Annotated in this window: 13 protein-coding genes; 8 read left to right on the plus strand and 5 right to left on the minus strand. The window is 58.2% G+C overall.

What is annotated here, in order from left to right; translation table 11 throughout:
- Positions 1-315: 315 nt before the first annotated feature.
- Positions 316-1,515, minus strand: a complete 1,200-nt coding sequence (tyrS, locus tag AAEZ05_RS00005; protein ID WP_045060002.1) for a tyrosine--tRNA ligase — start codon at positions 1,513-1,515, stop codon at positions 316-318.
- A 212-nt stretch (positions 1,516-1,727) separates the two neighbouring features.
- Between tyrS and AAEZ05_RS00010 the strand changes: the two genes are divergently transcribed.
- Complete coding sequence (locus tag AAEZ05_RS00010; protein ID WP_350646411.1) at positions 1,728-3,149, plus strand: peptidoglycan DD-metalloendopeptidase family protein; 1,422 nt, start codon at positions 1,728-1,730, stop codon at positions 3,147-3,149.
- Positions 3,150-3,152: 3 nt separating this feature from the next.
- Positions 3,153-4,244 (plus strand): anhydro-N-acetylmuramic acid kinase, encoded by a 1,092-nt coding sequence (locus AAEZ05_RS00015; protein ID WP_350646412.1) that lies wholly within the window; start codon positions 3,153-3,155, stop codon positions 4,242-4,244.
- Between the two features lie 80 nt (positions 4,245-4,324).
- On the opposite strand, the gene erpA is transcribed toward AAEZ05_RS00015, so the two are convergent.
- Together erpA and argC are read right to left on the minus strand one after the other, a co-directional pair.
- Positions 4,325-4,675 carry an iron-sulfur cluster insertion protein ErpA gene (erpA, locus tag AAEZ05_RS00020; RefSeq protein WP_007947969.1) on the minus strand — a complete coding sequence of 117 codons (351 nt, stop codon included), beginning with the start codon at positions 4,673-4,675 and terminating at the stop codon, positions 4,325-4,327.
- 168 nt (positions 4,676-4,843) lie between these two features.
- Positions 4,844-5,878, minus strand: a complete 1,035-nt coding sequence (gene argC / locus AAEZ05_RS00025; protein ID WP_045059999.1) for an N-acetyl-gamma-glutamyl-phosphate reductase — start codon at positions 5,876-5,878, stop codon at positions 4,844-4,846.
- Between the two features lie 134 nt (positions 5,879-6,012).
- Here argC and hemJ point away from each other — a divergent pair, with 134 nt between their 5' ends.
- The 6 genes from hemJ (at position 6,013) to coq7 (ending at position 10,543) form a co-directional block, all read left to right on the plus strand.
- Positions 6,013-6,441: a protoporphyrinogen oxidase HemJ gene (hemJ, locus tag AAEZ05_RS00030; protein WP_045059998.1), complete on the plus strand. Its 429-nt coding sequence runs from the start codon at positions 6,013-6,015 to the stop codon at positions 6,439-6,441.
- Between the two features lie 33 nt (positions 6,442-6,474).
- Positions 6,475-7,443, plus strand: a complete 969-nt coding sequence (locus AAEZ05_RS00035) for an NAD(P)H-dependent flavin oxidoreductase (protein WP_045059997.1) — start codon at positions 6,475-6,477, stop codon at positions 7,441-7,443.
- Positions 7,444-7,491: 48 nt separating this feature from the next.
- Positions 7,492-8,463 (plus strand): DUF805 domain-containing protein, encoded by a 972-nt coding sequence (locus AAEZ05_RS00040; RefSeq protein WP_045059996.1) that lies wholly within the window; start codon positions 7,492-7,494, stop codon positions 8,461-8,463.
- 62 nt (positions 8,464-8,525) lie between these two features.
- Complete coding sequence (locus AAEZ05_RS00045; protein ID WP_045059995.1) at positions 8,526-9,314, plus strand: SDR family NAD(P)-dependent oxidoreductase; 789 nt, start codon at positions 8,526-8,528, stop codon at positions 9,312-9,314.
- A gap of 80 nt (positions 9,315-9,394) precedes the next feature.
- Positions 9,395-9,733, plus strand: coding sequence for a histidine triad nucleotide-binding protein (locus AAEZ05_RS00050; RefSeq protein ID WP_045059994.1), 339 nt, complete (start codon positions 9,395-9,397; stop codon positions 9,731-9,733).
- A gap of 162 nt (positions 9,734-9,895) precedes the next feature.
- On the plus strand, positions 9,896-10,543 hold the full coding sequence (gene coq7, locus AAEZ05_RS00055; protein ID WP_045059993.1) for a 2-polyprenyl-3-methyl-6-methoxy-1,4-benzoquinone monooxygenase: 648 nt from the start codon (positions 9,896-9,898) through the stop codon (positions 10,541-10,543).
- A 190-nt stretch (positions 10,544-10,733) separates the two neighbouring features.
- Here coq7 and speD read toward each other — a convergent pair whose 3' ends face one another.
- Both speD and AAEZ05_RS00065 read right to left on the minus strand, forming a co-directional pair.
- On the minus strand, positions 10,734-11,528 hold the full coding sequence (speD, locus tag AAEZ05_RS00060; RefSeq protein ID WP_045059992.1) for an adenosylmethionine decarboxylase: 795 nt from the start codon (positions 11,526-11,528) through the stop codon (positions 10,734-10,736).
- 239 nt (positions 11,529-11,767) lie between these two features.
- Positions 11,768-12,190, minus strand: coding sequence for an OsmC family protein (locus AAEZ05_RS00065; RefSeq protein WP_045059991.1), 423 nt, complete (start codon positions 12,188-12,190; stop codon positions 11,768-11,770).
- Positions 12,191-12,226 lie beyond the last annotated feature (36 nt).

The raw sequence follows: 12,226 nt of genomic DNA on the forward strand, positions 1-12,226 counted from the left end.
GTCTCAACCGAGGCGCGCATTCTACAGCAGCCTCATTTGCTGTCAAGTGATTATTTTCAGAAGTTTTCCAAGTTTCCTTAGTAACTTCAACCACTTGCGCTTTCGATCTCTCGTTAGCGGGAGGCGAATTCTACAGCGTTACACGCTGCTGTCAACACCTCTTTTTCAACTTCTTTTGCGCTTCGATGACCTGAAGCAGCTGACCGTCAAAACTGCGTAACTCATTGTTTACCAAGGAGTTTTCCGTTTCGACTGCGCCGGAAGTGGGGCGAATTATAGACCGTTACAATTCGCCGTCAAGCGCTTATTTCAGCTTTACTCGGATTTGAGCGTAATGCGCGCAAATGCCTTCTTGCCAGCCTGGCAAACGTGGGTTGCGCCCAGTACGTATATAAAGGTGCGATCAACCACTTCACCATCTATACGCACACCACCAGAATTGAGCAGGTCACGCGCCACTGCCGAATTCTTCACCAGGCCTGCCTTATTAAGGACGGCTGCGATCGGCATGTCTTCAGCTGCGGTCAATTCGATTTCAGGCAGGTCATCGGGCAACTCGCCCTCTTTCATCCGGTTGCCTGCAGCACGATGGGCATTGGCCGCCGCTTCTTCGCCGTGGAAACGCGCAACGATCTCCTCGGCCAGCTTGATCTTGATGTCACGCGGATTAGCGCCCGCTTCGACGTCGGCACGCAAGGCATTGATCTCATCCATCGAGCGGAAGCTGAGCAATTCGAAGTAGCGCCACATCAGCGCATCAGGAATCGAAACCAGCTTGCTGTACATCACACCCGGTGCTTCCTGGATACCCACGTAGTTGCCCAACGACTTGGACATCTTCTTCACGCCATCCAGACCTTCCAACAGCGGCATGGTCAGGATGCACTGAGGCTCCTGCCCATAACCCCGCTGCAGCTCACGCCCCATCAGCAGGTTGAACTTCTGATCGGTGCCGCCCAACTCCACGTCTGCGCGCAAGGCAACGGAGTCATAGCCCTGGACCAGCGGGTACAGGAACTCATGGATAGCGATTGGCTGGTTGGTGGTATAGCGCTTGTCGAAGTCATCGCGCTCAAGCATGCGAGCGACAGTGTATTGCGACGTCAGGCGAATGAAGTCCGCCGGCCCCATCTGATCCATCCAGGTGGAGTTGAACGCCACTTCGGTCTTGGCCGGATCGAGGATCTTGAACACCTGGGTCTTGTAGGTCTCGGCGTTGTCGAGAACCTGCTCGCGCGTCAGCGGCGGACGCGTGGCGCTCTTGCCGCTCGGATCGCCGATCATCCCGGTGAAGTCACCTATAAGGAAGATCACCTGATGCCCCAGCTCCTGGAACTGGCGCAGCTTGTTGATAAGCACCGTGTGACCCAGGTGCAAATCCGGCGCCGTCGGATCGAAGCCGGCCTTAATACGTAGCGGTTGGCCACGCTTGAGCTTTTCGATCAGCTCGGACTCGACCAACAGTTCTTCCGCACCACGTTTGATCAGCGCTAGCTGCTCTTCAACCGACTTCATAACAGACCCGCAAGGCTCGAATTCAAAGGGAACCAACCATACAAGATCACGGGTCAAATACAAAGTTTGGCCGGCGCAATGACGCCAATCCGCCGGCAGAGTGACCGCGGACTTGCTTCAAGGATGATTTGGTTATATTTTATACAGTTATTTCATCTTCATCATGTCATTCATCTTTTCCAATTCATCTTTTTCAAAGTCAAAAATTACCCATGACCAAAGAATCGTCTAAAGCGCCACCGCTTTACCCGAAGACCCATCTGCTCGCTGCAAGCGGTATCGCCGCCCTGCTGAGCCTGGCACTTCTGGTATTCCCTTCCAGTGATGTAGAAGCCAAAAAGACAACCCTGAGCCTTGAACTGGAAAGCCCTGCTGAACAACTGACACAAGATCAAGACGCCGCAGAAGCCGTTCAAGCCACAAATGAAACCGCCGCTTCGCCTTTCGCACAGATCGACAACAGCGCTGAACAGCCCCAGGAAACCGCTCAGGCCGAGCCAGCGCCTACGCCAGTGGTTGAAGAAAAGAAAGCCCCAACCCATCGGGAAGTGATAGTTGTCAAAGGGGACACGCTGTCCACCCTGTTCGAGAAAGTCGGCCTGCCCGCCACTTCCGTGCACGATGTACTGGCCAGCGACAAACAAGCCAAGCAGTTCAGCCAGCTCAAGCGCGGCCAGAAACTCGAATTCGAACTGAACCCGGACGGCCAGCTGGCCACGCTGCACAGCAAGGTCAGCGATCTCGAAACCATCACCCTGACCAGGAACGACAAGGGCTATGCCTTCAACCGCGTAACCGCCAAGCCGAGTGTGCGCTCTGCCTACGCCCACGGCGTGATCAACAGCTCGCTTTCGCAGTCTGCCGCTCGCGCCGGCCTGTCCCACAGCCTGACCATGGACATGGCCAGCGTATTTGGCTACGACGTCGACTTCGCCCAGGATATTCGCCAGGGCGACGAGTTCGATGTGATCTACGAACAGAAAGTCGTCAACGGCAAGGCCGTGGGCAATGGCCCTATCCTCTCTGCGCGCTTCACCAACCGTGGCAAGACCTATACCGCTGTTCGCTACACCAACAAGCAAGGCAACAGCAGCTATTACACGGCTGACGGCAACAGCATGCGCAAGGCATTCATCCGTACACCGGTAGATTTCGCCCGCATCAGCTCCAAGTTTTCCATGGGCCGCAAGCACCCGATCCTGAACAAGATCCGTGCGCACAAGGGTGTCGACTACGCCGCCCCTCGCGGCACGCCGATCAAGGCCGCCGGTGACGGCAAGGTGTTGCTGGCCGGTCGTCGCGGCGGCTACGGCAACACGGTGATCATCCAGCACGGCAACACTTACCGTACGCTGTATGGCCACATGCAAGGCTTCGCCAAGGGCGTGAAGACCGGCGGTTCCGTCAAACAGGGCCAGGTCATCGGCTACATCGGCACCACCGGCCTCTCCACTGGCCCGCATTTGCACTACGAATTCCAGGTCAATGGCGTGCACGTCGATCCCCTGGGCCAGAAAGTCGCGATGGCAGACCCGATCTCCAAGGCCGAACGCGCACGCTTCCTGGCCCAGAGCCAGCCGCTGATGGCCCGCATGGACCAGGAAAAATCCACCATGCTGGCTTCGAAGCGCTAAGCCATGACGCTCTACATAGGCGTGATGTCTGGAACCAGCCTGGATGGCCTGGACATCGCGCTGGTGGAGCTGGACCCGGCGATCAATTTGATCGCCACCCACTACATCCCCATGCCCGACTCCTTGCGCTGTGAGCTGCTGGCATTGTGCGCCAGTGGCCCCGACGAAATAGCCCGCTCGGCAATTGCCCAGCAAAACTGGGTCAAGCTTGCGGCGCAGGGCATCGCCACCCTCCTCGCTAAACAGAACCTGCAGCCCGCAAATATCCGCGCGATCGGCAGTCACGGCCAGACCATTCGGCACGAACCGGCGCGGGGTTTCACGGTACAAATCGGCAACCCTGCCCTGCTCACCGAGCTGACCAACATCACCGTAGTCAGTGATTTCCGCAGCCGTGACGTAGCGGCTGGAGGTCAAGGTGCGCCGCTGGTTCCCGCTTTCCACGAAGCGCTGTTTGAAGAACAGCCTGGCAACCGCGCAGTCTTGAATGTTGGCGGCTTTAGTAATCTGAGCCTGATCGAACCCGGCAAAGCGGTATCGGGTTTCGATTGTGGCCCGGGAAATGTGCTGCTGGATGCCTGGATTCACCAGCAACGCGGCGATAATTACGATCGCGATGGCCAGTGGGCGGCCAGCGGCAAGGTTGAACCAGCGTTATTGCGGGCCTTGCTGAGCGATCCATTCTTCGTGACCCAAGGCCCGAAAAGTACCGGGCGCGAGGTGTTCAACCTGCCATGGCTGACACAGCATCTGTCCCGGCTGACGGCATTCGCTGCACAAGACGTGCAGGCAACGCTGCTGGAGCTCACGGCATTGACCATCGTCGAGTCGCTGCAACAGGCACAATCGGCGACTCGGGAACTGCTGGTCTGCGGAGGAGGCGCGCATAACCTCGCGTTGATGGCACGCCTGGCCAGCCTGCTGCCCGACGCAACAGTCAGTAGCACCGGCGCCTATGGCGTAGATCCTGACTGGGTCGAGGCCATGGCCTTCGCCTGGCTGGCTCACTGCTGCCTTGAAGGTATCGCAGCCAATCGCCCTAGCGTCACCGGCGCTCGCGGCTTGCGCGTGCTTGGCGCCATCTATCCCGCCTGAACATCCACCGAATCCCGCACAGCAAAACGCCGCACAACCCAATGGGAGTGTGCGGCGCTTGATTTGGAATAGACGTGCGATCAGATCGAGAACGAAGAACCGCAACCACAGGTGGTCGAAGCGTTCGGATTCTTGATCACGAAGCGCGACCCTTCCAGCCCTTCCTGATAGTCGACCTCGGCACCCGCCAGGTACTGAAAACTCATAGGGTCCACAACCAGGCTGACACCTTCGCGCTCGACGATGGTGTCGTCATCGGCCACTTCTTCATCGAAGGTGAAGCCGTACTGAAAACCTGAACAACCGCCGCCCGTAACAAATACGCGCAGCTTCAAGCGATCATTCCCCTCTTCATCGACCAGGCTCTTCACCTTGTGCGCAGCACCGTGGGTAAATTGCAAAGCCGTGGGGGTGAAGGATTCGACGCTCATGCTAACTATCTCCCGGCGTTACGCCGCCATAATGCGTGATGACGGGCATTATCCGCTTCTCCTAGAAAATTGGTCAACTATTGTTACGGTATATCAATCACACCTATTGTCAGACCAGAATGCAAAAAGGCCCGCTTAACGGGCCTTTTTGCCGATCAAGGTAAGGCGTTACGGCAGCATGCCTGCGTGGGACAGCCCCAGGCGCTCATCGAGGCCGAACAGGATATTGAGGTTCTGCACGGCCTGACCGGAGGCGCCCTTCACCAGATTGTCGATGACCGACAACACCACGACCAGATCACCATCCTGCGGACGATGCACCGCGATTCGGCAGACATTCGCGCCGCGCACACTGCGGGTTTCCGGGTGGCTGCCAGCGGGCATTACATCGACGAACGGTTCGTTGGCATAGCGCTTTTCGAACAGCGCCTGCAGGTCGACGGAGCGATCGACAACCGTTGCATACAGCGTCGAGTGAATACCGCGAATCATTGGCGTCAGGTGCGGAACGAAGGTCAGACCGACTTCCTTGCCCGAGGCACGACGCAGGCCCTGGCGAATTTCCGGCAAATGACGGTGCCCTTTGACGGCGTAAGCCTTCATGCTTTCCGACGTCTCGGAGTACAGCGAACCGACTGCAGCCCCACGACCGGCTCCGCTGACACCGGACTTGCAGTCGGCGATCAGGCGAGAAGTGTCGGCCAGACCGGCTTCGAGCAGCGGCAGGAAACCCAATTGGGTAGCGGTCGGATAGCAACCCGGCACCGCGATCAGGCGCGCCTGGCTGATTTGCTCGCGGTTTACTTCCGGCAGACCGTATACCGCTTCCTCAAGCAATTGCGGGGCACCGTGAGGCTGGCCGTACCACTTGGCCCACTCATCTGCGTCCTGCAAGCGGAAGTCTGCCGACAGGTCAATGACCTTGGTGCCCGCCGCCAGCAACTCGCCAGCAAGGGCGTGCGCGACACCGTGGGGCGTGGCAAAAAACACCACGTCGCAGGCGCCCAGGGTCTTGATGTCCGGAACGCTGAAGGCCAGGCCGTCGTAATGACCGCGCAGGTTGGGATACATATCAGCCACGGCCAGACCGGCCTCGGATCGGGAAGTGATCACTGCCACTTCAGCTTGCGGATGCTGTGCCAACAGACGCAGCAGTTCGACACCGGTGTAACCCGTGCCGCCGACGATACCGACCTTGACCATAAACCTGCCCTCAACGAACCCACTGGAAAGCCGACGATAATAGGGCCCGTATCGTTCTGCGACAACCGGCAAGGTGACGTGCGGGCGCTCAAGCCTCTACTATTCGGGCTACCGTGAACCTGGGAATAACTAAAATGCTTTATCTGTGGCTCAAAGCGCTTCATATCGTCAGCATGGTCTGCTGGTTTGCCGGCCTTTTCTACTTGCCGCGCCTGTTCGTGTATCACGCGCAAAGCGAGGACACCGTCAGCAAGGAACGCTTCAGCCTGATGGAACGCAAGCTGTACCGCGGCATCATGGGCCCGGCGATGATCGCCACGCTGGTCTTCGGTGTCGCCCTGATCTACCTCAACCCCAGCATCTTCACCCAGGGCGCCTGGATTCACGCCAAGCTAACGCTGGTCGTGTTGCTGATTGGCTACCACCACATGTGCGGCGCCCAAGTGAAACGTTTTGCCCGTGGCGAAAACACCCGCAGCCATGTCTTCTTTCGCTGGTTCAATGAAGTGCCGGTTCTGTTATTGCTGGCTATCGTAATTCTGGTCGTGGTTCGGCCGTTCTAAACTCAACAGACACAACTCACCGGGGTACTTCCAATGTCGCTGCCCGCTTTGCTCGAACAACGTCTGCGCCTGCCTGTAGTGGCGGCGCCGATGTTCCTGATCTCCAACCCGCAACTGGTGCTGGCCTGCTGCAGAAATGGCGTGGTTGGCAGTTTTCCAGCACTGAACCAGCGCGAAAGCAGCGGCTTCAAGGCGTGGCTGGAAGAGATCGAAGCGGGTCTGGCGGTTCTGGACAACCCGGCGCCTTACGCAGTAAATCTCATCGTCCACAACAGCAACCCCAGACTGCAGGCGGATCTGCACATTTGCGTCGAGCATAAAGTGCCGATCGTGATTACCAGCCTGGGCGCAGTCAAGGAGTTGGTAGACGCGGTTCACAGCTATGGCGGCCTGGTGTTTCACGACGTGACGACTCGTCGCCATGCCGAGAAAGCTGCCGAGGCTGGGGTGGATGGCCTGATCGCGGTAGCGGCCGGCGCCGGGGGCCATGCCGGAACATGGAGCCCGTTCTCGCTCATTGCCGAGATCCGTCAATTCTTCGACAAGACGCTGCTACTGGCTGGCTGCCTGAACCACGGCCACGAGATCCTCGCCGCGCAACTGCTGGGGGCTGATCTCGCCTATTTCGGTACACGGTTTATCGGTACGACCGAAAGCCATGCGCCTGAAGCCTATAAACAAATGCTGCTGGACTCCCGGGCGGCGGATATCGTCCATACTCCAGCCGTGTCGGGTGTGCCGGCCAGTTTCATGCGCCAGAGCCTGGAAGCGGCCGGATTCGATACCGCGGCTTTGCAAGGGAAGGGCGAAGTGAACTTCGGTGCCAAACTGAAGCCGATCAGCGACGAAGCCAAGGCGTGGAAGACGGTGTGGTCCGCGGGCCAGGGCGTTGGTGAAATCGACGACCTGCCAAGCGTGGATGAACTGGTGGCACGCCTTGATGCCGAATACCGCAAGGCGCTGGAACTGGCCTCGACGCTGCCCAAACGCTGGCCGCGCTGAGCCCCTACCCGCCTCCTCAATGACCACTCGCGACAAGGATGCCTCGCAATGAGCGAAAACCGTTTCAAGATCATGTTCGACGGAGCTCTGCTGTCAGGCGTTGACATCACCACCGCCAAGCTCAACCTTGCCGAGCTGTTCAAGAGCGATGTGGCTGCCATCGAACGGCTATTCAGCGGCCGGCCGGTTGCGCTCAAACGCGACCTGTCGCACTCCGATGCCCAGACCTATCTTCAGGCACTGGCAAAAACCGGCATTGATGCACGGATCGAAAGTGAACCTTCGATCGAGCTGAGCCTGTCTGACGTCCCTGAACCCGCCCCTGTGGCAGCCTTCGTCCAGGATCCGCAATCGCCTTACGCGCCCCCGCACGCAGCAGTTGGTGAAACGGTGACGGGGTTCGCCCCACTCAAACCGTTCAGCTTCCAGGGTCGTATCGGTCGCTTGCGCTTTCTCGCCTGGACGATGGTCCTGACGTTGGTGACACTTGGCCTGGGCAGCGTATTGGCGCTCATGGGCCTGGCCGTCTTGAGTTCGGACTCGAGCGGCGGCCTGATTCTCGCCGGCCTGCTGGCTTTCATCCTGATCGCCGCGCTCGGGTTCGTGAGCATTCAGTTCAGCGTCCAGCGCCTGCATGACATTGGTTGGTCGGGCTGGCTGTGGCTATTGAACCTGGTGCCTTTTGTTGGCAGCTTTTTTCCTTTTGTCATGATGATCATGCCGGGCAACAGTGTCGCCAACCGCTATGGTGCTCCGCCTCCTCCCAACAGCAACGCTGTCAAAGTCCTGTCTTGCTTGTGGGTGGTATTTATTGCCCTGGTTTTCATTGGCGGCCTGGCCGGTGGCCTCTCGGCCATTCAGGATGAATACCAGAACGCGACCCAAAGCGCTTATGAAAGTGACTCCATCAGCCCTTCCGAGATCGAAGATCAAACCGCGGTGGAAACAGAGCTGGTGCCGAATTCAGCTGACGATGCAGCCGAAGAAGCCCAGCCACCTGTAGACTCTGCGAAAGAATGAACAGCACTCCCCGCCGGTGACACCTGCGTCGCGGGCGCGGAGCTGTTGCGATGGAGAACTGCATGACCCGTTACGCTCTGATCACTGGTGCCTCCAGCGGTATCGGCCTGGCGATGGCCGAAGCGCTGGCCCGGCGCGGCCGTAGCCTGCTCCTGGTGGCCCGACAGCGTGATCAGCTGGAAAGCATTGCCATTGAACTGACTCAACGTTTTGGCGTGGAGGTGCTTTTTCGCGCCTGCGACCTGGGCGAACCCTTGCGGCTGTCCGGTTTCCTGCTGGAGCTTGAAGAAGGCGACCGGCAGATCGACCTGCTGGTGAACTGCGCCGGTATTGGCACCTGCGGCCCGTTCCTCGCACAGGACTGGATGACCGAGCAGGACCTGATCGAAGTGAACATCCTGGCGATGACTCGCCTGTGTCATGCCATCGGCAATAGCATGGCGCTGCACGGTGGCGGGCAAATCCTCAACGTGGCATCGGTCGCAGCCTTCCACCCAGGTCCCTGGATGAGCACCTATTACGCCAGCAAAGCCTACGTACTGAATTTCTCCGAAGGGTTGCGCGTAGAACTGAAGAAGTGTGCGATCAAGGTTTCGGTGCTTTGCCCTGGCCCTACCCGTACCGGATTTTTCCGCACGGCCCAACTGAACACCGACAAGCTGAACAACACCCGGCTGACAATGAGCCCCGAAGAAGTCGCGCTCTATACCGTTCGCGCCCTGGAAAAAAATCGCGCGATCATCATCCCGGGGCGACGCAACCGCTGGCGGGCGTTCCTGCCGCGCCTGGGTTCACGCTGGCTCAACCGGACAATCGCGGGCATGGTCAACAAGGCCTATTGCCCGCGCTGATACCCTGCAAGGTAAAACCCTGGGCCCGGGCCAGCTCCGTGGGTACACTCAGGCCAGACCAAACAACGGAGAAAACAGCTGTGGATACTCTGTTCACCAAGATCATCAACCGGGAGATCCCGGCCAGGATCATTTACGAAGACGACCAGGTTCTGGCCTTCCACGACATCGCGCCACAGGCACCGGTGCATTTCCTGGTGATCCCGAAAAAGCCGGTGCGCACCCTCAACGACCTCACCGAGGAAGACAAAACGCTGGCCGGGCACATCCTCTTCACCGCCCAGCGCCTGGCACTGGAACTGGGTTGCGAGAAGGGTTTTCGTGTCGTGATGAACTGCAATGAAGATGGCGGGCAGACCGTCTATCACATCCATATGCACGTACTGGGTCAACGGCAGATGACCTGGCCGCCGGGCTAAGACATACCGCGACCTGTGTGTAGGAGCTGCCGAACGCGGCCCGAGCCTTCGGCAGCTCCTACATAAGCGTATAAAACATCACCGCGTGGCAAATGACCCAACGCAAACCTTCCCCGGCCGATTCGGTTAAACTGGTAGCCGAGATTCTTCCCGGAGGTCAGCATGACTACCCAACGTCACTACTCGCCCATTGACCGTCTACTGCTGCAAGCCGATGCTGCCATGCGTACCCTGCTGCCCTTCAGTGGCCAGCCGTACCGCCCATCGCCCGCTATCGTGCAACCGGATGTGCAGATGAGCGACGAAGACACCCGGCATGTCGCCGGCCTGATGCGCATCAACCATACCGGCGAAGTCTGCGCCCAGGCGCTTTACCAAGGCCAGGCCCTGACCGCCAAGCTGCCGCACGTGCGCGCTGCCATGGAACATGCTGCAGAAGAAGAGATCGATCACCTGGTCTGGTGCGAACAACGCATCCACCAGTTGGGGAGCCACACCAGCATTCTCAACCCGCTGTTCTACGGCATGTCGTTCGGTATTGGCGCAGTGGCCGGTTTGATCAGCGACAAGGTTAGCCTGGGCTTCGTTGCCGCCACCGAACACCAGGTGTGCAAACACCTGAACGAACACCTTGAGCAGTTGCCGGCCGAGGACGAAAAGTCCCGGGCGATATTGCAGCAGATGCGCACTGATGAAGAACACCACGCGGAAAGCGCGCTGGATGCGGGCGGGTTTCGTTTTCCGGCGCCGGTGAAGTTCGGGATGAGCTTGTTGGCCAAGGTGATGACCAAGAGCACCTACCGGATCTGATCTGATCTGATCTGATCTGATCTGATCTGATCTGATCTGTGGGAGCAAGGCTTGCCCGCGATGGCATTCTCCGGATCGCCATCGCGGGCAAGCCTTGCTCCCACAAGAGCGCTGCATCAGCCAGAGGTGTGCGGAAACCATAAAAAAGGCGACTACCGTTAGGAAGTCGCCTTTTTTGTACCCGTAAATCTTAGGTCGGCATGTTGCGCGCGTAGAAGATTTCCAGCATTTCGTGCTTCACACGGTCGGTCACCCGGGCGCGTTGCTCAGAGGACAGGCTGTTGGTGGCATCGCCGAACAGGTAGTTATCCAGTTCGAAGTTCTTCAACAGCATTTTGGTGTGGAACAGGTTTTCCTGGTACACGTTCACGTCGGTCATCTGGTAACTGGCGCGGGTGTCTTCGGAGAGGTAGTTCTGGATCGAGTTGATCTCGTGGTCGATGAAGTGCTTCTTGCCCTCAACGTCACGGGTGAAACCGCGCACACGATAATCCACGGTCACGATGTCCGAATCGAACTGGTGAATCAGGAAATTGAGCGCTTTAAGCGGTGAAATGACGCCACAGGTCGATACGTCAATGTCTACACGGAACGTTGCAATACCGTCATCCGGATGGATTTCCGGGTAGGTGTGCACCGTGATGTGGCTCTTGTCGAGGTGGGCCAGGATAATTTCAGGCAACGGCCCCGGAGACTCTTCGATCTGGCTGTCGGTCGGGGTGACCGGCTCTTCCGAGATCAGAATCGTGACGCTGGCACCCTGGGGTTCATAGTCCTGACTGGCAATGTTCAGGATGTTGGCACCAATGATATCGACAACTTCAGTGAGGATCTGCGTCAGGCGCTTGGCGTTGTACTCTTTATTGATGTACTCGACGTAAGCCTGTTGGTCTTGCGGGGTTTCCGCGTAGCAGATGTCATAGATGTTGAAGCTCAAGGTCTTTGTCAGGTTATTGAACCCGTGGAGCTTGAGTTTGCTTTTCACCGTTAAAAACTCTCTATGTATTGCGGCCCGGGCCGCGTGATCAAGCATGCCCGTCAGATGCGAACAACGCAGCTGCGTAGGACGGTTAACACCTCTTCGCGATGGCGATTTTGGTTGTCTGTTCGGGTGAGTGGCCTGTCGGCAGACGGTCCACGACCCTGAAAAAAGTGGCGCATTATGCAGACGTCAGCTTGGGATCGCCAGAGTCTGCACTGCATTTATGATAGTTGAATGTCGATTCAACCGAGTTCGATGATTTCGTAGTCGTGGGTGATGGCCACGCCCGCCGCCCCAAGCATGATCGAAGCCGAGCAATATTTCTCCGCTGACAGCTCGATGGCACGCTTGACCTGAGCCTCTTTGAGCCCGCGGCCCTTGACCACGAAATGCATGTGGATCTTGGTGAATACCTTTGGATCTTCATTCGCGCGCTCGGCCTCGAGGAAGGCTTCGCAGCTTTCGACAGCCTGGCGCGACTTCTTGAGAATGCTGACGACGTCGAAATTGCTGCAACCGCCGACGCCCAGAAGGAGCATTTCCATCGGCCGGACACCCAGATTACGGCCGCCGGCATCGGGAGGACCGTCCATGACCACGACATGACCGCTGCCGGATTCGCCGAGGAACATGGCTTCGCCAGCCCATTGGATGCGTGCCTTCATCGCCCAGACTCCACTACATAAAAAAGGGTCGCCAGC

This window comes from Pseudomonas sp. HY13-MNA-CIBAN-0226 (assembly GCF_040310305.1).
Lineage (GTDB): Bacteria > Pseudomonadota > Gammaproteobacteria > Pseudomonadales > Pseudomonadaceae > Aquipseudomonas > Aquipseudomonas gregormendelii.